Annotated in this window: 20 protein-coding genes; 9 read left to right on the top strand and 11 right to left on the bottom strand. The window is 74.2% G+C overall.

What is annotated here, in order from left to right; translation table 11 throughout:
• The coding region (locus tag AWW66_RS14390) for a cellulose-binding domain-containing protein (RefSeq protein WP_211271946.1) at positions 1-547 on the bottom strand (547 nt) is incomplete at its 3' end.
• Positions 548-733: 186 nt separating this feature from the next.
• Here AWW66_RS14390 and AWW66_RS14385 point away from each other — a divergent pair.
• A complete protein-coding gene (locus AWW66_RS14385) occupies positions 734-2,875 on the top strand; it encodes a sigma-70 family RNA polymerase sigma factor (protein WP_067365582.1) in 2,142 nt (713 codons plus the stop codon).
• Positions 2,876-2,879: 4 nt separating this feature from the next.
• On the opposite strand, the gene AWW66_RS14380 is transcribed toward AWW66_RS14385, so the two are convergent.
• Complete coding sequence (locus tag AWW66_RS14380) at positions 2,880-3,083, bottom strand: hypothetical protein (RefSeq protein ID WP_067365580.1); 204 nt, start codon at positions 3,081-3,083, stop codon at positions 2,880-2,882.
• Positions 3,084-3,409: 326 nt separating this feature from the next.
• Between AWW66_RS14380 and AWW66_RS14375 the strand changes: the two genes are divergently transcribed.
• Complete coding sequence (locus AWW66_RS14375) at positions 3,410-5,284, top strand: coiled-coil domain-containing protein (protein ID WP_067365578.1); 1,875 nt, start codon at positions 3,410-3,412, stop codon at positions 5,282-5,284.
• A gap of 23 nt (positions 5,285-5,307) precedes the next feature.
• Here AWW66_RS14375 and AWW66_RS14370 read toward each other — a convergent pair whose 3' ends face one another.
• Genes AWW66_RS14370 through AWW66_RS14360 form a run of 3 tightly spaced genes read right to left on the bottom strand, consistent with a single transcriptional unit; the run spans position 5,308 to position 7,517 of the window.
• On the bottom strand, positions 5,308-6,516 hold the full coding sequence (locus tag AWW66_RS14370) for an MAB_1171c family putative transporter (RefSeq protein ID WP_067365575.1): 1,209 nt from the start codon (positions 6,514-6,516) through the stop codon (positions 5,308-5,310).
• Positions 6,517-6,534: 18 nt separating this feature from the next.
• Complete coding sequence (locus tag AWW66_RS14365; RefSeq protein WP_211271945.1) at positions 6,535-7,047, bottom strand: hypothetical protein; 513 nt, start codon at positions 7,045-7,047, stop codon at positions 6,535-6,537.
• Positions 7,047-7,517 (bottom strand): XRE family transcriptional regulator, encoded by a 471-nt coding sequence (locus AWW66_RS14360; RefSeq protein ID WP_067365572.1) that lies wholly within the window; start codon positions 7,515-7,517, stop codon positions 7,047-7,049. Before AWW66_RS14360 ends, AWW66_RS14365 begins: the two co-directional genes overlap by 1 nt.
• Positions 7,518-7,673: 156 nt before the next feature.
• On the opposite strand from AWW66_RS14360, the gene AWW66_RS14355 reads away from it, so the two are divergent.
• The 7 genes from AWW66_RS14355 to AWW66_RS14325 all read left to right on the top strand — a co-directional run bounded on the left by AWW66_RS14355 (position 7,674) and on the right by AWW66_RS14325 (position 14,449).
• Positions 7,674-7,895: a hypothetical protein gene (locus AWW66_RS14355; protein ID WP_067365569.1), complete on the top strand. Its 222-nt coding sequence runs from the start codon at positions 7,674-7,676 to the stop codon at positions 7,893-7,895.
• 51 nt (positions 7,896-7,946) lie between these two features.
• Positions 7,947-8,177 (top strand): hypothetical protein, encoded by a 231-nt coding sequence (locus AWW66_RS14350; protein WP_067365566.1) that lies wholly within the window; start codon positions 7,947-7,949, stop codon positions 8,175-8,177.
• 138 nt (positions 8,178-8,315) lie between these two features.
• The gene (locus tag AWW66_RS14345; RefSeq protein WP_157527454.1) at positions 8,316-10,178 is read left to right on the top strand and encodes an alpha/beta fold hydrolase; all 1,863 of its coding nucleotides are present in this window, start codon (positions 8,316-8,318) and stop codon (positions 10,176-10,178) included.
• Positions 10,175-10,738 (top strand): hypothetical protein, encoded by a 564-nt coding sequence (locus tag AWW66_RS14340; RefSeq protein WP_067365560.1) that lies wholly within the window; start codon positions 10,175-10,177, stop codon positions 10,736-10,738. The genes AWW66_RS14345 and AWW66_RS14340 overlap by 4 nt, the downstream gene beginning before the upstream one ends.
• Positions 10,731-11,501: a class I SAM-dependent methyltransferase gene (locus tag AWW66_RS14335; protein ID WP_067365557.1), complete on the top strand. Its 771-nt coding sequence runs from the start codon at positions 10,731-10,733 to the stop codon at positions 11,499-11,501. The genes AWW66_RS14340 and AWW66_RS14335 overlap by 8 nt, the downstream gene beginning before the upstream one ends.
• The gene (locus tag AWW66_RS14330) at positions 11,498-13,360 is read left to right on the top strand and encodes an ABC transporter ATP-binding protein (RefSeq protein ID WP_067365554.1); all 1,863 of its coding nucleotides are present in this window, start codon (positions 11,498-11,500) and stop codon (positions 13,358-13,360) included. The genes AWW66_RS14335 and AWW66_RS14330 overlap by 4 nt, the downstream gene beginning before the upstream one ends.
• Before the next feature lie 216 nt (positions 13,361-13,576).
• Positions 13,577-14,449 (top strand): hypothetical protein, encoded by an 873-nt coding sequence (locus tag AWW66_RS14325; RefSeq protein WP_067365551.1) that lies wholly within the window; start codon positions 13,577-13,579, stop codon positions 14,447-14,449.
• A gap of 147 nt (positions 14,450-14,596) precedes the next feature.
• On the opposite strand, the gene AWW66_RS14320 is transcribed toward AWW66_RS14325, so the two are convergent.
• From AWW66_RS14320 to AWW66_RS14295, 6 genes are read right to left on the bottom strand one after another with little or no spacing between them, the layout of a single operon-like run.
• Complete coding sequence (locus AWW66_RS14320; RefSeq protein ID WP_067365548.1) at positions 14,597-15,271, bottom strand: SanA/YdcF family protein; 675 nt, start codon at positions 15,269-15,271, stop codon at positions 14,597-14,599.
• Positions 15,268-16,365, bottom strand: a complete 1,098-nt coding sequence (add, locus tag AWW66_RS14315) for an adenosine deaminase (RefSeq protein WP_067365545.1) — start codon at positions 16,363-16,365, stop codon at positions 15,268-15,270. Before add ends, AWW66_RS14320 begins: the two co-directional genes overlap by 4 nt.
• Before the next feature lie 22 nt (positions 16,366-16,387).
• Positions 16,388-17,167, bottom strand: a complete 780-nt coding sequence (locus AWW66_RS14310) for an ABC transporter permease (protein WP_067365542.1) — start codon at positions 17,165-17,167, stop codon at positions 16,388-16,390.
• The gene (locus AWW66_RS14305; protein ID WP_067365539.1) at positions 17,164-18,006 is read right to left on the bottom strand and encodes an ABC transporter permease; all 843 of its coding nucleotides are present in this window, start codon (positions 18,004-18,006) and stop codon (positions 17,164-17,166) included. The genes AWW66_RS14310 and AWW66_RS14305 overlap by 4 nt, the downstream gene beginning before the upstream one ends.
• Positions 18,007-18,026: 20 nt before the next feature.
• A complete protein-coding gene (locus AWW66_RS14300) occupies positions 18,027-19,004 on the bottom strand; it encodes an ABC transporter ATP-binding protein (protein ID WP_245648285.1) in 978 nt (325 codons plus the stop codon).
• Between the two features lie 30 nt (positions 19,005-19,034).
• Entirely contained in the window at positions 19,035-20,123 is a 1,089-nt protein-coding gene (locus AWW66_RS14295) for an ABC transporter substrate-binding protein (RefSeq protein WP_067365536.1), read from the bottom strand.
• Positions 20,124-20,466: the final 343 nt, after the last annotated feature.

Genomic DNA, 20,466 nt, shown 5'->3' with positions numbered 1-20,466 from the left:
CCCCGGCGAACCCGTCGGGCGTGTTCGAGTACGGCACGCCCGGCCCGGTCGTCGGCGGCGGCGTCGTCGGCGGTGCGGTGGTCGGGTTCGGCGGGGTGGTGGGCGCGCCGGTGGTCGGGCCGACCGAGCCGGTGCAGGCCGTACCGTTGAGGGCGAAGTTCGTGGGGTTCGGGTTGCTGCCGCCCTGCGACCCGTTGAAACCGAAGGTCACGCTCCCGTTGGTCGGGATCGCCGCGTTGTAGGACACGTTCGTCGCGGTGATGGCCGAGGTGCCGCTCGGGATGGTGGCGTTCCACGCCTGGCTCACCTGCTGGCCGCCGGTGAACGTCCAGGTCAGCCGCCAGCCGTTGACCGCGTCACCCAGGTTGGTGACCGTCACGTCGGCGGTGAAGCCCCCGCCCCAACTGCTGCTCACCCGGTAGTCGACCCGGCAGCCGGCGGCGGCCTGGGCGGAGACCGCCAGCACGGCTCCGGTGGCGACCAGCGCCGCGGTCGTGGACGCGACCAGGCCGGTACGCCAGATCCTGGCTTTCCTGCTTCCCTGCATGTCTGAAGCTCTCCTCGGGACGCGGTGGTGATGGTGGTGGTCGGTGCGTCGCGGGCGGATGGCGCTACCCGTCGGGATTACAGACGGATTACCGTCGGGGGCATAACAGAACTTCGATGAGTTTTTTCGGGCCCGGCGTCGGTCGACCCCGACGAGGCTCGGCGCGATCCCGAAGGGTGGTACGGCGTGGAGACGACGACGGACGCCGACCTGGTACAGGCCGCGCAGGCGGGCGACCAGCGGGCGCTCGCGGAACTGGTCGCCACCCACCTGCCCCTGGTGCACAACGTCGCCGGCCGGGCCCTGCCCGAACGCGCCGACGTGGACGACGTGGTCCAGGAGACCATGTTGCGGGTCGTCCAACGGCTGGGCGACCTGCGGGACCCGACACGGTTCCGGGCCTGGCTGATCAGCATCACCATCCGGCAGATCAAGGACCGGATGCGGGTCCGGCAGGTCACCCTGCGACAGCAGACGCCGCTGGCGGAGTACACCGAGACCCCGGACCCCGAGACCGACGTCGCCGCCGACGTCGTGGCCCACGCCACCCACCAGGCGCAGCGACAGGACCTGCTGGCCGCCGTCCGCTGGCTGAACCCCGACGAACGCCAGGTGCTCGCCCTGTGGTGGCAGGAGTTGAACGGCACCCTGACCCGCGCCGAGCTGGCCGAGGCGCTGGGCGTCACCGTCGCGCACGCCGGGGTCCGGATCCAGCGGATGAAGGGCCAGGTGCTGCTGGCCCGCACCGTGTTGCAGGCGTTGCGGCAGCCGGCCCGCTGTCCCGGCCTCACCCGGGCCGGGGCGGGCTGGGACGGCAGCGCCGACCCGTACTGGTTCCGCAAGCTGGCCCGGCACGTCCGCGCCTGCCCCGCCTGCGGCGCGCTCGGCGCGGCCCAGGCGCCCACCGAGCACCACGTGGTCAGCATCGGGCTGCTCGCCGCGCCCGCCCTGCCCCTGTCCGACCTGCTCGCCGCAGGCGTCGCGGCGCCGGTGGCGGGGAAGGCGCTGGCGTTCCTCGCCGCCCCGCTGGTCACCGTCTTCCGCCGGCTGGCGGAGTACGTCGTCGGCAAGCCGGCCGCCCTGGTCGCCACCCCGGTCGTCGGCGCGGTGGCCGTGCTCTCGACCGGCCTGCTCCTGCCCTCCGACGGTGACGAACCGCTGGCGCAACCGCCCTCGCCGTCGGTGACCGCGCCGGCCGCCGGGCCCAGCCCGGCGACGACCGCGTCCGCGCCACCGGCCAGCGCGCCCCCGACGGCGGTACCCACGGAGCTCTTCGTCGCCCCGGACGGCGACGACACCGCCGCCGGCACGGAGGCCGAACCGTACGCCACCGTGCACCGGGCGGTCGCCGCCGCGCGGCCGGGGCAGACCATCTACCTGCGCGACGGGGTGCACCGGGCCACCCGGCCGGTGGAGATCACCACCAACGGTACGGCCGCGCGGCGGATCACCCTGACGAACTACCCCGGCGAGCGACCGACCATCGACGCGAGCGGGGTGCCGCCGGGACAGCCGTACATCACCCACCGGGCCAGCCACTGGACGGTACGGGGGCTGGACGTCAGCGGGGCCCCGGGGGAGGCGTACGTCTGCCAGTCGTGCCGGCACACCATCCTGCGGGACCTGCGGATCCACGCCAACGGGGGCACCGGGCTCACCCTGCGGGGCCGGGGCACCAGCGACAACCAGGTGCTCGACAGCGACTTCTTCGACAACGCGGACCCGGCCCGCCGGGAGGCCGACGGGTTGACCTTCGGCGTCGGCTCCGGCCGGGGCAACGTCGTGCGGGGCTGCCGGACCTTCGGCAACGTCGACGACGGGGTGGTCGTCGACGCCTTCACCGACCCGGTCACCATCGACGCCACCTGGTCGTACGGCAACGGCGGGCGGCGGGCGGAGGCGCCCGAGGAGCCCGGTTCCGGGCACGGTTTCGACCTGGGCGACACCGCCGCCGCCCACGTGGTGACCCGCAGCGCCGCCTGGAAGAACCACGGGCACGGCTTCACCGACAGCGGGACGGGTGGCGCGCACCGGATCACCCGGAACACCGCGTTCCGCAACGCCGGACACGGTTTCGCCTTCGCCTCCCCGTCGACGGTCCGGGACAACGTGGCCCTCGGCAACGACGAGCAGCGGGTCCTGGTGGACGGGGTCGACGAGGCGGGCAACTCCTGGAACGGGCCCGGCTGGGGTACCCAGGTGCTGCGCGACATCGACCCGGCGACCGCCGAGGCGGACCGGCCCGCCGGTGGTGGGCTGCCGGAGACCGCGTACCTGACCCACACCAACGACCCGGACGTGGGCGCGCCGATGAACCCGCCCCGTTGACCCGTCAGCCGCCCCGCAGCAGTCGGTGCAGGCCGGCGGCGACCGCGAACCCGACGGTGAGGGCCACCGGCCACCCGCCCTCGCGGTACGCGAGCCAGCCGGCCCCGCCCGCGAGGGCCAGGACGACGAGGGCGGTGAGATCGAGCAGCGGACGATGCCTCGGCTCGTCGTCGTACGCCGAGCCGCTGCCGCGTCGATTCCTTCGCATGAAACTTCTCCCTGTTCCTGTTCTCCGAGAATTTCTCGGAATGGGCGGACGACAGTCGGCCGGAGGAAATCGGCTGTCGACCCCGCGCCGCCGGAATTCACGATCTTGCGTCGCAGGCTCTAATGTGGAGCGCTATCCGGTTGAGGCACGTCTGGTCTATCCGTTCATCGAGTCGCCTTCCAGCCGGGACGAGAGATTGGGCGACACCGCGACCGGTGTCGCCCCTTGACGTCGGCGTTGACGGAGAGGGACATGAGCGGCGACACCAGGAGACACCAGCGGCGACCGGGGGCGACTCGGTGACCCCCCGCCGCACCCGGGAGACAATGGCCACGGCCGGCGTCACCCCGGAGGGAATCGCACTCGTACAGAAGCTCGTCGACGCTCTCGACACGCGCTGGCCGAGCCGGACACAGTTCCTCGCCCACGTCGGACAGCGCAATCCCAAGCCGCCACTGACCAAACAGCGACTGTCCAAGGAACTCGGCAGCCCGGCGAAGCCCCGCGGCCCGGAGTGGAGCATCGCCCGGCTGATCGCGGAGGAATGCGTGCCCGCCGAGGAGCGGGACGCATTCCTCGCCGACATCGCCGGCCTGTACTGTGCCGCCCGGCGGGTCCAGCGTCCTCCCGGCTACGACGGGCAGGTCAACCGGATCGAGGAACCGGTCCCCCTCGGACACCCGGCGCTGGAGGCGATGCGACGCACCCTCGACGAGCACGTACGGGAGACGGATCAGCTACGGCTACGCCACGAGGAGACGGTGGGGCAGGCGGAACGGCTCCGGCAGGCCCTGGCCGAGACCGCCCGGCGACAGGCCCTGACCGAGCAGCAACTCGTCCAGGCCGAGGAGAAGGCGGAACAGTACTGGGAGCTGCGTAGCCAGATCGCCGAGAAGGAGGTCGAGAACGCCAAGCTGACGGAGCACATGCTGGCGATGTCCGCCCGCCACCTGGCCGAGCAGCAGACCCAGGAACAGGCCATGCGGGAACTGCACGAGACCGTCATCCACCAGCAGGCGCTGCTCCACGACCAGAAGGCGCGTCAGGAGGAGTTGGCGGCCGGCAACGCCGCGCTCCTCACCCGCAACCGGACCCTGGTCGAACGTACCTGTCGGCTGATCGCCGGGGCGGAGAACCACGTCGCGGTGGAGACGTTGGTGGACAACCGGCTGGTCCGGGAGGTCGTCCGGACACCGGTGAACCGTCAGCTCGCGCTGTACCTGCTGTCCCACCTGGACCAGACCGGGCACCAGGTCGCCGAGGTCGCCGGTGCGGTCCAGATGCCCGTCGAGCAACTCCGGTTGATCATCACCGGCCGCGAGTTGCCCACCGTCGAGCAGGTGCAACGGATCGCCGGGGAGATCGGCGCCGATCCGGGGTACGCCCACCGGCTGCACACCAGAGCGGCCTGGGGCGTCCCGGCCATGCTCGCCGCGCCCACCCGACCGGGTGGTACGGCGCAACGGTTCGACCACCTGGTCGCCTCCAACTTCGGCGACCCGTCGCCGCTGGTCGCCCCGGAGTCCCCACCCGGCCACCTCCCTTGTCCCCCAGCCGACGGCGACACGCCACCGCGGCCTCGGTCCGGGTCGCACCCGGCCGGCGACCAGTCGACGGACCGGGTCGCCGTCGCCCTCTACGAGTCGACGGCCGCGCGACACCACCGGGCCGTCGAGCGGCGGGCCCACCGGCAGCGGTCGCTCCAGCAGGTACGGGAGGTGCACGCACGCAAGGAACGGTGGCTGGTGCTGCTCAGGGCCAGCATCGGGATCGGGTACAGCACGATCGGCCTCGGGTGGCTCCTCCTGCTCGTGACCTCGGACCGGTGGTCGCTCGCCGGAGGTCTGTCGCCGCTCGTGGTGCTCCTGACGGGCATCGCCGTGTACGTCACCGGGCGCTGGCGTCCCGCTGGTCCGGACCGGTACGACGACGGGGACGACAGCGACAGCCCTCCACCTCGACGGGGTCGGCCACGACTGGTGCGCCGGTCGCTTCGGCAGCACGCCCCGCGCCCCGTCCGACCCCCGGGTCTGGTCGACCGGGCCGGGGCGGGACCGGGCCGCACGTCGGGTAGCGGCTGGCCGCCGGCACCACCGGAGAGTGCCGCCGACACCCCACCGTCCACGGACCTCGACCCGACCATCACCCTGCCGCGCCCGCGCACCGCCAGCGGTCTCCCCGCCCCCGAGTGGGCCTGCTGAGGAAGGGACGGCACCGGGCCGGGTCAGGTGCCGCCCCGCCCCGGCCCGACGGTGCCGGTGGCGTGGGGGTCGGGGTCGGCGGTGGCCGCCAGGGTGGCCTGCCAGCGGGCCCGCTGCACCGCGTCGGCGCGGGCGAACTGCCGGGCCACCCGGGCCAGCCAGGCGCTCTCCGAGGCCACCGAGGCGGCCACGTCCTGGAACGGGTGCTCGGCGCGGTAGTGGCGACCGTGGGCGTGGCCGACCAGCGCGGCGGCGATCAGCGCGGCTTCCAGGGTGGCCGGGTCCGCCCCCGGGCCGACCCAGCGGGGGACGTCCGGGTGCGCGTACGGGCGCAGGGTCAGTTGTGCGTCCCGGATCTCGATCACCCGCCGGTAGAGCGCGAACTCCGCGTCGGCCAGCGGCCAGCCGCCGCTGGTGTGCAGGGCGATCTGCGGCAGCGCGGCCCGGACCGCCTGCCAGAGCGGGTCGATCCGGCGCAGCCGCCACCAGGCGGGCAGCCAGCGCAGTGGCGCGGTGAGCCGGTCGTTCCACCCGGTCAGGGTCGCCCCGACCAGCCAGAGCAGCATGCAGATCGAGCCGAGGGTGGCCCCCACCGGCAGCGGGGTGGCCAGCGACCGACCGGTGACCAGGACGAGCACCGGGCGCACCCCGGACCAGGCCGCCCAGATGATGCCGAGCCCGGCCCCGGCGACGACGAAGCACAGCCCGACCCGGAACAGCCCGGCCTGCACGTGTCGCAGGTAGCCGCCCACGCTGGCGATGAAGGCGACCAGGCAGACGGCGATGTAGCAGAAGAAGGTGACGAGGTAGCCGACCACCAGGGGTTCATGGGAGTACGTGTTGACGAAGTTCAGCGTGAACGTGGTGTCGGCGACGACGAGCAGCGTCCCCATCAGGGTCACCGCGGCGGCCAGCAGGAGGCCGTAGCGGCGCAGCCAGCGCCGGATGCCGGCCGGCCGGGCGATGCTCTGGCCGAGCGCGCCGAGGAGGTACGCGGAGATCATCTCCAGGCTGTTGCCGAGCAGCCGGCCCAGGTTCGGCACCGGCTCGACGTGGCTGACCGCGATCAGGACCGGAGGCGCCATCACCGCCAGGCCGAGACCGATGCAGAGGAAGAACCCGGAGAGGTACCGGGTGCCGGCGGCCTGGCGGGCGCCGCGTCCCCGCAGGAGCTTGTAGGTGGCGACCACCACGGCGAGGGCCAGGGCGCAGAAGTTGAGCCAGTTCAGCATGGGTACGCCCGCCGACGGTCAGCCCGAGTCGAAGATCGAGCCGAGGCGGGCCAGGCCGTCGGCGACCTCGGGGGTGACCGGCCCGGCCCGCCCGGACGGGTCGCGCCGGGCGCGCTGGGAGATCATCGAGGCGACCAGTTCGGCCTCCTGCTCCTGCTGGGCGGAGTAGTCGGAGCGACCGAGCACCCGACGCACCAGGTCGGCGGAGAGATTCGGCAGCAGGAGGTCGGGCAGGGCGGCCAGGGTGCGGTCGCCGATGTGGCCGCAGAGCAGGTGACCGACCTCGTGCAGCAGGATGTGCTCGCGGTGCAGCCGGGTGGTGCTGGTGGCGTAGAAGAGGTAGTCGGCCTGGTCGGTGGCGATCAGGGCGCCGCACTGGGCGGCGCCGCCGGGCATCGGCACCAGTTCGACCGGCCGGCCCCGCTGCCGGGCGAGGGCCGCGACGAAGCGGGCCGGCTCGAAGGGTGTCGGAATCGTCAGCCCGTCGACGATCCGCCGGCACCGGCGCCACATGCTCCGGTCGACCGCCATCACGCCCCGCTCTTGCCCTGCCGTTCGCCGCGATCGGGGCGGTCCACACCGGACGTGGTGTTCCGGCTCGCCTCCCGCCGCCCGATAGCTTCGATCATGTCGCTGATGGTGTCCAGCCCTTCCGGCGAGAGGGTGACCGCCCGGAGCGCGATCTGCCGGACCGCGCTGTCCCGCAGCGCGCCGAGCAGTTCCAGCTCACCGGCGATCCGGGCGCTCTGCTCGTCGTCGAAGAAGTACGCGGTCGGGACCTGGAAGAACTGGGCCAGCGCCTCCAGGTGCCGCTTGGTCGGGTTGTCCCGGCGACCGTTGCGCAACTGCCACAGGTAGGTGGCGGAGAAGCTCTCCCCGGTCGCCTCGCGGCAGGCGGCGGCGACCTCGTCGTTGCGGTACTGCTCGCGGTCGGGCCGCCGGACGACCTCGAAGAGTCTGTTGATCTTCTCGGCGAGGGTGCCCCCGGGTGACCGGTGCACGCGACCCCTCCCCTCGTCGACCGGCGGTCTCCCGGTCGACGTGGTTGACGGCGGGAGCCACCTCGGACATCCTAGCGATTCGGAATTTAGCTGAGATGAATGAAGCTAGTTGCCTTGCTTCACACCAGCTAACTGGTTACCAGGAGGTGAATTCAGATGACCGCACTCGTCGCGCACACCAACGAGATCTCGGCCGAGATGTTCGGTGAGCTGACCGAGGACCGCACCGCCGAGGGGCTGGCCGGCCTGACCCCGGTGCTCGCCACCCCGACCGCCGTGGCGCTGGGCGTCGCCGTCGGCGCCGTCGCGTTCCACGCCGGCTACATGGTCGGCATCGCCCGCAACATGGCCGAGGGCACCCGCCCCCGGCCGCAGTAAGGGCAACCCAGTCCCCGCGCGGCAACGCGCCCTCAACCAGGAGGTGATCCCGTGTCCGTCCTCGCGACCCGGGTGAACACCGACCCCGACCTCGCCGCGATCCCGATCGACAGCGGCGAGGCGTGCAGCCAGGTCGGCGGCATGCCCGTGCTCGCCACCCCGGCCACCATCGTCAGCGTCGCCGCCGGTGTCGGCCTGGTCGGCTCGGTGGCGGCGCTCTTCGGCGCCGGCTACGTCGCCGGCCGCAACCTCGGTGGCACCCGCCCGCCAGTCCAGAACTGACCATCCGGCCCCGCCCACCCGGGCGGCCAGCCACCACGGTACGGGTCCGGTGTGCCGTCCCGGCGGCACACCGGCTCCTCCGACAGCCCCACCACCCGTCCCGCCGCACCGGCCCCCGACCGTCAGGAAGCGCCGACCATGACGAGACCAGCCTGGCGCGACCGGCTCCGGCCGCCCGCCACGTACGACCGTTCCGCCGTGCTGACCTGGACCGAGCGGATCAGCTCGGTGACCCACCTCTTCGCCAGCCTGGAGTACCTGACCCGGCGCCGCGACCGGCAGCGGGGCGGGGCGAACAACTGGGCGGTGAACCGGCGCACCTTCCACGCCCAGGTCCCCCGGATCACCCGCGCCCTCGACCTGGTCGCCGACGACCGGGTCGCCACCGCGCTGCACGTCAGCCGGGCCGTCTCGGCCGCCGCGCTCTGGCTGCCGCTGAGCCCCCGGCAGCGGGTCGCCGCCAACGCCGTGCTCACCGGCAGCCAGGCCGCCCTGCACGCCCAGCACCTGTACGGCAGCGACGGGGCCGACCAGGTCTCCTTCCTCGTCCAGGCGCTCACCACGCTGGGCCGGATCGGTCAGCGCCGCCCCGCCGTGGTGGACGCCTGCCTCTGGTTCGTCGCCCTCCAGTCGGTGCTGTCGTACACCGTCTCCGGCTGGGCGAAGCTGCCCAGCGACACCTGGCGCAGCGGGCGGGCCCTGCCCGGGATCACCCGGACCCTCACCTACGGCGACCCGCAGGTGTGGCGGCTGATGCAGCGGTACCCCCGGCTGACCAGGCTCACCGCGCACGGCGTGCTGGCGATGGAGTGCGCGTTCCCGCTGGCGTACGCGGCCAGGGGCCGGCCGGCGCCGTACCTGCTCGCCGCCGCCGGGGCGTTCCACCTGGTCAATGCCCGGGTGATGGGGCTGGGGCGGTTCTTCTGGGCGTTCACCTCGACGTACCCGGCGGTCGTCTACACCACCCGGCCCCGCGCGCGGACCGCCGGCCGTGATGGGGTCCGCCGCGACGACACGCTGCCCGCCGCGGTCGCCGCCGCCGGGCTGGCCCTCTTCGCCGCCGGCCAGGCCGCCCGGATCCGCCGTCGGCGGCTCATCGAGCGGGGACGCGGCGACGAGCGGACCCTCACCACCACCGCCGGCAACGTGCTCTCCTACCGGTACGCCGGCGGCGGCGACGACCGGACCGGACCGGTGGTGCTGCTGGAGAGCGGGCTGGCCGCCACCGCCGAGCACTGGGAGCGGATCGCCGCCCCGCTGGGCGAGCGGTTCACCACGGTGACCTACCAGCGGGCCGGCTACGGTGCCAGCCGCTACACGGGCGGCCGGGGGTTCCGCTTCGAGACCATGGTGGACGACCTGGTGGACCTGGCCCGGCACGTCAGCGGGGACCGCCCGGTGGTGCTGGTCGGCCACTCCCTCGGCGGGTACCTGGCGCTGCTCGCCGCCGAGCGGCTCGGCCCCCGGGTCCGGGGGGTGGCCCTGGTCGACTCCAGTCACCCCGCCGAGCTGCGTCGCTCGCTGCGCCAGGCCGAGGGGGGCCGGGCCCTGACCAGCACGCTGGCCATCATGCCCGGCTCGCTGCGGGCCGGCTTCGGCTCGCTGCTGCCCCGGGCCGGCTGGGTCGACCGGATGCCCGAGCCGGTGCGCCGACTCGCCCTGGCCCAGTACCGCGACCCGGAGCTGTGGGCCGCCGCCCGCCGCGAGTGGTCGGTGGTCCGGGACCGCTTCGAGGACGAGAGCGTCGGGCTGCCCCGCATCGACGTACCGCTGGTGGTGGTGACCGCCGGGCGGACCGCCCGGACCGACGCCGTCCAGGCCGACCTGCACGACGAGTTCGCGGCGGCGGCGCCCCGCGCCGAGCGGTACGTGGTCGAGGACGCCGACCACGACGAGATCCTCACCGCCGCCGACCGGGCCGAGGAGGTGGTCAAGATCCTGACCGCCTTCGTCGACGACGTCACCGATCCCGCTGCCGGCCACCCCGAGGAGGAGCGATGAGCCGCCGCGTCGGCACCGACCTGCGCCCGCTGACCACCGTGGTCACCGCCGGCCTGGTCGGCTGGTTCGGGGTGACCGTGCTCAGCCAGCACCCGCAGCAGGTCTTCGACCGGTTCCGCCGCTTCGACGTCTCCGGGCTGCTGATCGGCAACTGGCGGTTCTTCGCCCCGGAGCCGGCGCAGCACGACTTCCACATCCTGCACCGGGTCCTGCACACCGACGGCGAGCAGAGCCGGTGGTCGGAGACGGTCGAGATCCCCCGCCGGTGCTGGCGGCAGGTGGTCTGGTTCCCGGAACGCCGCCAGGACAAGGCCATCTTCGACATCTGCGCCGACCTGATCGTGCACCTCGGACAGCCGGGCGTGGACGTCACCGACACCCCGGCGTACGAGGTGCTGCGGGACATCGTCGAGGCGGCCGTACGGGAGACCCACCCGATGCGTACGCCCAAGGGCTTCCAGTTCGTGATCGCCCGCAGCACCGGCTACGACGAGTCGCAGAAGCCCGAGTACCTGCTCGTCTCCCCGTTCGTACCCCTGGAGGGCAACGCCGATGACTGAGATCGCCGACAGCGGCTACGGACGCCAGTTCGTCGACTTCTACGACCGGCTCTTCCCCGGCGGGCCGGCGGTGGAGCAGACCGTCGGGTACCTCGCCGAGCGGCACCCCGGCGACGGCCTGCCCACCCTGGAACTCGGCGTGGGCACCGGCCGGATCGCCCTGCCGCTGGCCGAGCGGGTCGGGGAGATCGTCGGGGTGGACTCCTCGCCGGAGATGCTCGACGTGCTCCGCGCCGCGCTGGCCGACCGGCCCCGCCCGGTCACCCCGGTGCACGGCGACATCCGCGACTGGGCCGACGACCGCCGGTACGGGCTGGTCTACTGCGTCTGCGGCACGCTCTCCATGCTGCTCGACCCGGCGGAGCAGCAGCGGGCCGTGCAGGTCGCCGCGGACCGGCTGGCCCCCGGCGGGACCCTGGTGGTGGAGACCCACAACCCGGAGTTCGCGCTCACGGTGCTCAACCAGGGCCGGGCCCGGGACTCCTTCTTCGTCCCCTACCCGGGGCGGGACACCGGGCTGCTCTCCTACTCGACCATCGACGTGACGCACCGGGTGTGGCACCTGGCGCACATCTGGATCGAGGAGGGCCGGTCCCGGATCGCCACCGAGTTGAGCCGGCTCACCACCCCCGAGGAGGTCGACGGGTACGCCGAGCGGGCCGGGCTGACACCGGTCGCCCGGCACGCCGACTGGGCCGGCACCGAGTTCACCGGCGCGGAACCGATGTACGTCAGCGTGTACCGCGCCGGGGACGAGCGGTGAGCCCGGCGACCGGCGGGCAGCGGCACTGGCTGGGCATGCTCACCGGGTACGTCCGGCCGCACCGGGGTCCGTTCCTGGCCGCCGGGATGCTGCTGCTCCTCTCCAGCCTGCTCGGCCTGGCGCAGCCACTGGCCGCCAAGGCGCTCATCGACGGGCTCTCCGCCGGGCAGGGGGTGGGCCGGGCGCTGGTCGCGCTGACCGGGCTGGTGCTGGCCGCCGCCGTGCTGCTCGGCGTCGGCAACTACCTGATCCTGCGCACCGCCGAGGCGGTCGCCCTGGACGGCCGGCGGGGTCTGGTCCGGCACCTGCTGCGGCTCACCGTGCCGGCGATGCAGCGGCAGGCCCCCGGCGACCTGCTGGCCCGGGTCGCCGGGGACACCATGCTGCTGCGCCAGATCGCCAGCCAGGCCCTGATCGACCTGTTCACCGGCGGGGTGATGCTGCTCGGCGCGGTGGTGCTGATGGCGGTGGTCGACCTGGCGCTGCTCGGGGTGACCGTGATCGTGGTGGCGCTGCTGCTGGTGATCATGGGGGTGCTGATGCCCCGGATCCGGGAGGCGGCGCTGCGCTCGCAGGAGTCGGTGGGCGAGATGGGGGCCACCCTGGAGCGCGCACTGGGCGCCTTCACCACCATGAAGGCGTCCGGTACCGAGGCCACGGAGGCGGCCCGGATCGACGCGGCGGCGCTGACCGCGTACCGGCAGGGGGTGAGCCTGGCCCGGTGGGGCTCGATCGCCGGCACCAGCGCCGGACTCGCCATCCAGGTCGCGTTCCTGGTGGTGCTCGGCGTCGGTGGCGCGCGGGTGGCCAGCGGCGCGATGCCGGTCTCGGCGCTGGTGGCGTTCCTGCTCTACGTGGCGTACCTGACCCACCCGGTGCTGCAACTCGTCGGCGCCGGCACGTACCTCCAGATCGGCCGGGCCGCGCTGACCCGGATCGGCGAGATCGACGCGCTCCCCGTCGAGCCGATCGACCTGCCCCCGCCGGGCGGGACCGCGAGGCCTGCCGGACCCCCGACGTCGGCCGGGATCCCGACGTCGGGGGTCGCCGGGCCGGGCGGCGGGGCGGCTCGCCCCGGCGCGGACGCCGGGGCGGCTCGGGCGGAGCCGGCGGCAGGGCGGGCGGAACCGGCGGCGGTGGTCTTCGAGCAGGTCGGCTTCGGCTACCCGGGCCGCGCCGAGCCGGCCCTGCACGACCTCAGCCTGACCGTGCCGGCGGGCGGGCTGACCGCCCTCGTCGGCCCGTCGGGCTCCGGCAAGACCACGGTGCTCGCCCTGATCGAACGCTTTTACGAGCCGGAGCACGGCCGGATCCTGTTCGATGGGCGACCGCTGGCCGACTGGCCGCTGGCCGAGCTGCGGGCCTCAATCGGCTACGTCGAGCAGGACGTCGCCGTGCTCGCCGGGACGCTGCGGGAGAACGTGGCGTACGCGACGCCCGGCGCCACCGACGAGGAGATCCACGCGGTGCTGCGCACCACCCGGCTCGGCCCGCTGCTGGAGCGCCTCGGCGGCGACCTGGACGCCCCGATCGCGCACCGGGGCAGCTCCGTCTCCGGTGGGGAACGGCAGCGCATCGCGGTGGCCCGGGCGCTGCTGCGCCGGCCCCGGCTGCTGCTGCTCGACGAGGCGACCTCGCAACTGGACGCGGCCAACGAGGCGGCGCTGCGCGAGGTGATCCAGGAGGTCTCCCGCCGGACCACGGTGCTGATGGTCGCGCACCGGCTCTCCACGGTGCTCGGCGCGGCGCAGATCGTGGTGCTGGAGAACGGCTCGGCCCGTTCGGTCGGCTCCCACCCCGACCTGGTCCGCACCGACTCGCTCTACGCCACCCTGGCCGCGGAACAGTCCCTGGTCTGAGACCGGGCCGGCCCCGGATGGGGCCCGGGGCCGGCCGGCTCACCCGTGGCAGCCTGCTGAGCGCGGTGGCGGTTCTCCGACGCGACACGCCGGTGGCGGCGTCGGATCGTGCACACCGCTCCGGCAGCGACGCAGCGGGTTCTATGGTGTGTCGGACACGGGACGCGTGGCCGGATCACGGGCACCGGCGTCGGGACCGGTGGGGAGGCTGTCGCGGTGACCGGCAGGCGACTGAGCAGGGCTCTCGACCCGGCCACCCGGGCCTGGTGGCGGCTGGTCGGCCGCCCGGTGGACCTCGACGGCGAACACCGGTGGCTGGACGCGCCGATGTGCGGCCCGGGACCGGTCGGCGGCTCCTGGCTCGCGGCCGAGGCCGAGCGGGTCGGCGGTACCGTGCGCGAGGACGTCACGGACGGCGGGCTGCTGTCGTCGATGTCGGTGCTCGACGGTGCGGAGTTCCGCGCCGCCGACCTGGACCCGGCGGTCCGGGACTTCTACGAGCACACCGCGGGCTGGCGGATGGAGGTGTGGGCGCAGTGGTCGGCCCTGTTCCAGCCGGGTGGTGAGCTGGTGAGCCGGCTCTTCGGTCGGCGGGTCCAGCAGCTCGCCCTGCCCACCCGTCCGCTCGACGTCGCGCACGGCATGGACTCGCGGGTCGTGCACCTGCTCGACGCCGACGGGGCGCAGCACGCCGCCGGGTGGCTACGGACGCTCTCCGCCACCGGCGAGTACGTCTACAGCGGCTGCTACTCCCACCGCCTGCTGCCCGGCTCGGCGCAGCCCTCGGTGCACGTGGCGTTCCCGCTGGAGGCCGGCAACGTGCAGGTCTTCCTCCGCCCCGCCGTACGGGCCGACGGCTCGTTGGTGCTGACCTCCGGCGCGGGGGCCTTCGGCGAGGACGGCGCGTACGTCGTGGTCCGGCACGGCCGCCGGGCGTACGCCGCGCGGGTGCCGATCCACGAGCGCTTCCACGTCTACCGGGACCGGCGGGGCGTGCTCCGTACCGACCACGAGTTACGGCTCTACCGGGCGCAGGCGCTCCGCCTGCACTACCGTCTGGAGCCGACCCGCCCGCGCCCCACGCCATAATGGTCCCGGCAGCGCGACCGCCGGGCCGGGCCGCGCGTCACACGCTTCACCTCCAGCGGTGTCGGGTCGCCCCCCGCCCGCGGCCCGGCCCCGGACGGACGGTCTCCGTCCGGGGCCGGGTGGGGGCGAGGTGTCCGGGCCGGACGGTCACCCCGCCCGGAGGGCGTCGCGCAGGTGCGGGCTCTGCGGTGAGCGGACCGCCGGTGGCCGGCGGCGTACCGCGTCCCAGGCCGCCTTGCCGCTGGCCAGGTAGTCCCGGGCCGTCTTCTCGGCGAGCAGCCCGGTGGAGCAGCCGGGGCAGTCGGCGGTCACCCCGTCGACGTCCAGCCCGACGTGCCGGCAGAGGGCCACCGCCCGGGAGAGGTGGTACCCCTGCGTGACGATCAACGCCCGGCCGACGCCGTACACGTCCCGCGCCCGCACGCAGGTGTCGTACGTGTCCAGGCCGGCCGGGTCGGCCACCACCCGCCGGGGGTCGACCCCCAGCTCCCCGGTCAGGTACGCGGTCATCGCCGCCGGCTCGTCCCCGGAGAGGCCCCCGCCGTCGCCGGAGACGAGGACCACCCGGGCCCGACCGGCGTGCACCAGCTCGGCGGCGGTCCGCAGCCGACCGGCGAGCCGCGCCGAGGGCTGCCCGTCCGGCGCCACCTCGGTACCGAGGACGACGACCACGTCCGCGGTCGGCGCGTCGGCCGGGTCGTACTCGTGGCCGTGGGCGGCGATCTCCGTCCAGAGCCAGGGGATGCTGGCCAGCAGCAGCACGACGAGCCCACCGACGGCGAGTCGCCGGGCGTACCGGCGCCAGCGGCGGGGATCGGTCACGGCTGCGACCGCCGGTCCCCGGCCGGGACCGGGCCGGCGGTGGGGCCGCCGGCCGCAGCACCGGTGGGGCCGGCGGTCCGGGTCGCCGGCTGCCGTTCCCAGGCGTCGATGTCGGCCAGCGCCGAGCGCCTGGTCGCCGGATCCGCCCCGCTGCTCTCGATCGAGCTGCGGGCGACGGCGGCGAGCGCGCGGTCGTCGAGCCCCAGCTCGTCGCGGCACAGCTCGTACTCGGCGAGCAGGCCGGGGCCGAAGAGCAGCGGGTCGTCGGCGTTCACGCTGCACCGCACCCCGGCGGCCAGCAGGCGGGGCAGCGGGTGTTCGGCGAGCGAGGGCACCACCGACAGCAGCAGGTTGCTGGTCGGGCAGACGTCCAGGCAGGTCCCCGCGTCGGCGAGGCGGCGCACCAGCTCCGGGTCCTCCACCGCGCGGACCCCGTGCTGGACGCGGTCGGCGCCGAGCAGGGTGAGCGCCGCCGCGACGCTCTCCGGGCCGGCGAGTTCGCCCGCGTGCGGGGCGGCGAGCAGGCCGGCGTCCCGGGCGATCCGGAACGCCTCGACGAACGGCTCGGGCGGGTACCCGTCCTCGTTGTCGGCCAGGCCGAACGACACCACGCCCCGACCGGCCCACCCGGCGGCGACCCGGGCGATCCGTTCCGCCTCGGCCGGGTCGGCCGTCCGGTTCGCCGCCAGCATCAGCCCGAAACCGATGCCGTACTCGCGGGCGGCCTCCTGACCGGCCGTGACCACGGCGGCGGTGACCTCCTCGACCGGCCCGATCGTGCCGACGTGGTGCACGGGGTAGATCGACGGCTCCACCCACACCGCGCCGTCGCGGGCGGCGTCCTGCACCACCTCCCGGGTGAGCCGCTGGAGGTCCTCGGTGGTCCGCAGCACCGCGCAGGCCGCGACGTACAGGTCCACGAAGGCGAGGAACGATCCGTAGCCCCGGGTCGGCGGGACCTCCCTCCCGTGCCGCTGCGCCAGCTCGGCCAGTGTCTCCGGCCGCATCGCCCCCTCCAGGTGCAGGTGCAGGTGCCCCTTGGGGAGGGCGGCCAGGTCCCGGGCGGCGTCGGGTACGGGTGGGGCGTCGGTCATGCGTCCTCCTCGTGGCAACCGGTCACCCGTCGGTGAACCGGGGCGTCACCATGCTCTCCACGAGCGCGAAGCCGTTGTATACCAGAACCGAGACCAGGGTGAGGGCCGCCACGGCCGCCCACAGGTGGTCGTAGTCGAACGTCGTCGCGTCCTGGAGCATCTCGTAGCCCAGACCCCGGCCGGTGGCCAGCCACTCGGCGAGGGTCGCGCCGATCAGGGCGGCCGGCACCCCGATCCGGGCGCTGGCGAAGATCGCCGGTACGGCCGCCGGGAGCAGCACCGCCCGCGCGATCGTCCAGCCGCCCGCCCCGTACGCCCGGCACAGCTCCACCGTGTGCCGGGCGGCCGTACGCAGCCCGTGGGTGATGGTGACCAGGGCGGGGAAGAAGACCACCAGCCCGGCGATCACCGCCGTGGCGAGCAGGCCGCGCCCGAACACCAGGGTCAGCAGCGGGGTCATCGCGACCAGCGGAACCGAGCGCAGCAGCACCGCGATCGGCAGCAGGGCCTGCCGGACCGGGCGGACCAGCACGAACAGCAGCGCCACGCCGACCGCCGAGGTCAGCCCGCAGCCGAAGCCCAGCGCGGCGTCGGCGAGGGTGTGCCCGAGCCCGGCGGCCAGCCGCTCCCGGTGGGCCGCCGCGTCCGGCGCGGTCGTCAGGTACCGCCAGACGTCGGCCGGGGTCCGGGCGAGGAAGGGGTCGACGGCGAAGACGGACAGGAGCACCTGCCACAGCCCGACCACCGTGCCCAGCACCACGAGACCGCCGAGCAGCGGCCGGAGCGGGCGGCGGCCAGTCATCCCGGCCCGCCGTCCACGTCCCGGGCCCAGGGCAGGGCCAGCCGGGACAGCAGCGCCGTCGCCGCGTACCCGGCACCGGCCAGGGCCCCGCAGACCAGGGCGATCCCCCAGGTCCGGGCGACCTCAAGCTGCTGGGCGCTGATCGTGAGGGCGACCCCGAGCCCCTGGTCGACCCGGCCCAGGTACTCGCCAATCACCGCGCCGAGCAGCGCGCCGGGCGCGGCGATCCGCAACCCGGCGAGGGTGCTCGGCAGGGCGGCCACCACCCGCACCCGCCACAGTGCCGCCCAGCGTCCACCGCCGCTGGCGTACACCACGTCGAGGGCGGTGCGGTCGGCCGAGCGGAGCCCGAGCAGGGCCCCGATCAGGGTGGTGAAGACGACCGCGAGGGCGGCCAGCACCACGATCGGGGTGTCCCCGTCGAGCAGGGTGGACAGCAGTGGACCCACCGCGACCAGCGGCAGGCAGTACGAGGCCAGGGCGACCTGGGTGACCAGCCGTTCCAGGGCGGGGACCAGCAGCACCAGCAGGGCGGCGCCGAGCGCCACCGCGTTCCCGACGAGGTAGCCGCGCAGCGCCGCGCCGCCGGTCTGGCGCACGTGCGGCGCGTAGAACGACCAGCCGTCGCGGAGCAGTCGACCCAGCACCGCCCACGGGGTGGGCACCCCGTCGGCGGTGGAGAGGACCGTCGTGGCCAGCACCGACCAGAGCAGCAGCAGGCCCACCCCGCCCGCCAGCCCGGTGCCCCACCAGCGGCCGGCCCGACCGCCCGGCCGCTCGGGCCGGGCCCGCTGCGGTGGCGGCCGGAGGCTCACCGGTCCCCCTGGTCGAGGGCTCACCGGTCCTCCTGGTCGGACGCTCACCCGTCCTCCTGGTCGAACAGGAGGGCGGAGAGCGCGTCGTGGTAGGCGTGGAACTCCGGGGTCCGCAGCGTCGCGGCCGTGCGGGGCCGGGGCAGTTCGATGGGTACGGTGTGCCGGATCCGCCCCGGTCGCGGCGACATCACCGCCACCACGTCGCTGAGCAGCACCGCCTCGGCGAGGCTGTGGGTGACCAGCAGGGTGGTGGCGGCCCGTTGCTGCCAGATCCGTTGCAGCTCGATGTTGAGCCGCTGCCGCGAGACGTCGTCCAGGGCGCCGAAGGGCTCGTCCAGCAGCAGCACCCGGGGCTGGACGGCGAGGGCGCGGGCGATCGCCACCCGTTGCCGCATCCCGCCGGAGAGCTGCCGGGGCAGGGCCCGCTCGAAGCCGGTGAGCCCGACCAGCTCGATCAGCTCGCGGACCGTGGCCGAGGTGTCCCGCCGGCCGCTGATCTGCAACGGCAGCCGGATGTTGCCGGCCACCGAGCGCCACGGCAGCAGGGCGCTGTCCTGGAAGGCCACGCCGAGCTGGTGCCGACGCCGGACCAGCTCCGGTGCCTCGCCGCGCACCCGTACCGTGCCGGAGCTGGGCTGGTCGAGACCGGCCAGAATGCGCAGGATCGTCGACTTGCCGCAGCCCGAGGGGCCGATCAGGGAGACGAACTGCCCCGCCTCGACGGTGAGGTCGACCCCGTCCAGCGCGAGGACGCGCCGCCGTCCGATCCGGAACTCCCGGCGCACGTCGCGCAGGAGCAGGCCGCTCCCGGCGGCGGTGCTGCCGTCGTCGGCGGTGCCGGTGGTGCCGGCAGTGCTGCCGGCGTCGGCGGTGGCGCTGGTGCCGGCAGTGCTGCCGGCGTCGGCGGTGGCGCTGGTGCCGGCGCTCGCGGTGGTGTTGGTGTCGGGCCGTGAGGCGGGCACGGCGGGTGTGGCGGTGACGTACGCCCGGTCGGCGCCGGGCCCGGTGGCGGTGCTACTCACGGTGGTCCCCCCGTCCAACGTGTTCGCGCCTCAGCGCAGCGTGGGATCCTCCTGGTGGACCTCCTCGATCAGGGAGAGGTCGAAGAGCTGGTCGGCGGAGACCGGCAGACCGGCCGCACGCAGCGTGGCGATGTTGCGGTCGACCAGCTCCGGCGTCATGGTCAGCAGGCCGTGGCGCTCGGTGTCCGGGGTGACCAGCAGGTCGTTGCCGCTCTGCGCGGCCAGCGTCTGCTCGCGCAGGTCCAGGCCGAGGTCGCGGCCGTACTTCTCGACGGCCAGCCGGGCGCCGAGGGTCGGATCGGCGACATTCGCCCGCCAGCCCCGGATCTGCGCCCGCAGGAAGGACTTCACCAGATCCCGCTGCTTTTCGATGGTGTCCCGGCGTACGCAGTAGGTCTGCGCGACGAGGGGATATCCGTGATCGGCGAAGAGGAACGTCGTCACCTCGAATCCCTTGACGCGGAGTCGATTCGGTTCGTCGGTGATGAAGGAGAACCAGCCGTCGACCTCGCCCTGGGTCAGCGGCAACGGATCGAACTGCACCGGGACCGTACGAATCCTGGTGCCGTCGAGATTCGCGGCGCGCAGGAATGCGTTCCACGTCGTCTCGTTGGCGGCCTGCACCCCGATCGAGCGCCCGTACATCTCCTGCGGGGTGCGGATCGGTGTGTCCGCGAGGGAGACGACGGCGAACGGACTCTTCTGGAACTCGGCGGCGACGATGGTGAGGTCGGCGCCCCGGCCGATCGCGGCCCCGGTGATGTCGGGGGCGCTGACACCGACCAGCGCCTTGCCGGTGGCCACGTCGGCGTCGACCGGGGTGGCCGCCGGGCCGCCCGCGACCAGGTTCACCCCGGCGATCCCCTCGTCGGCGTAGAAGCCCTGCTCAAGGGCGATGTAGGCGGCGGCGAACTGCACGTTCTTGACCCACGACAGCCGGTACGTGATGGTGTCGGGGCCGGTCCCGGTGGTGGCCGGCGGGTCGCCGCAGCCCGCCACCAGCGGGGCGGTGAGCGCGGCCAGACCGCCCAGCGAGGCGTACCGCAGCAGGCTGCGTCGGTCGACGGGTCGGGCGGACGTCGGATCGGCGTGTCGGGCCCGATGCTCGGACGTGGACATGGAACAGGCTCCTTCCCCCGTGAACGCCGGTCGGGCCGGCGTGGGAGCACGTTCGCGGCGAACTGTACCCGGAAATTGCAACCGCCGGCACCGGAAATCCGGACGCGACAAATTGATCAACATCCACCCAGAAAATGATCAGGATAAGCGGCCCCCCGCCGCACGAAAAGGCAGCGACGACCAGGGACGACGGCGTCGGTCACATTGTCGGGACATCGGCGACGGTCGGCGGCGCGGTACACTCCCCGGAGCCGTCGCCGGGTCACGTGGCCGCCCGCGACGCCACCTGTCGATTCCGCACGTCAGAAGTGCCGACCCGCCACACACAACGGGGCCCGCCACA

It is taken from the genome of Micromonospora rosaria (genome assembly GCF_001567585.1).
In the GTDB taxonomy this organism is placed as follows: domain Bacteria; phylum Actinomycetota; class Actinomycetes; order Mycobacteriales; family Micromonosporaceae; genus Micromonospora; species Micromonospora rosaria.
Note: the sequence above shows the minus strand (reverse complement) of the source record. Positions and strands in the feature narration are given on the sequence as shown.

Bases quoted from the DNA above. Each gene is read 5' to 3' on its own strand.
- AWW66_RS14380 (WP_067365580.1), bottom strand. From the start codon at position 3,083: ATGCGAAGGAATCGACGCGGCAGCGGCTCGGCGTACGACGACGAGCCG.
- AWW66_RS14375 (WP_067365578.1), top strand. From the start codon at position 3,410: ATGGCCACGGCCGGCGTCACCCCGGAGGGAATCGCACTCGTACAGAAG.
- AWW66_RS14370 (WP_067365575.1), bottom strand. From the start codon at position 6,516: ATGCTGAACTGGCTCAACTTCTGCGCCCTGGCCCTCGCCGTGGTGGTC.
- AWW66_RS14365 (WP_211271945.1), bottom strand. From the start codon at position 7,047: ATGGCGGTCGACCGGAGCATGTGGCGCCGGTGCCGGCGGATCGTCGAC.
- AWW66_RS14355 (WP_067365569.1), top strand. From the start codon at position 7,674: ATGACCGCACTCGTCGCGCACACCAACGAGATCTCGGCCGAGATGTTC.
- AWW66_RS14345 (WP_157527454.1), top strand. From the start codon at position 8,316: ATGACGAGACCAGCCTGGCGCGACCGGCTCCGGCCGCCCGCCACGTAC.
- AWW66_RS14340 (WP_067365560.1), top strand. From the start codon at position 10,175: ATGAGCCGCCGCGTCGGCACCGACCTGCGCCCGCTGACCACCGTGGTC.
- AWW66_RS14335 (WP_067365557.1), top strand. From the start codon at position 10,731: ATGACTGAGATCGCCGACAGCGGCTACGGACGCCAGTTCGTCGACTTC.
- add (WP_067365545.1), bottom strand. From the start codon at position 16,365: ATGACCGACGCCCCACCCGTACCCGACGCCGCCCGGGACCTGGCCGCC.
- AWW66_RS14310 (WP_067365542.1), bottom strand. From the start codon at position 17,167: ATGACTGGCCGCCGCCCGCTCCGGCCGCTGCTCGGCGGTCTCGTGGTG.
- AWW66_RS14295 (WP_067365536.1), bottom strand. From the start codon at position 20,123: ATGTCCACGTCCGAGCATCGGGCCCGACACGCCGATCCGACGTCCGCC.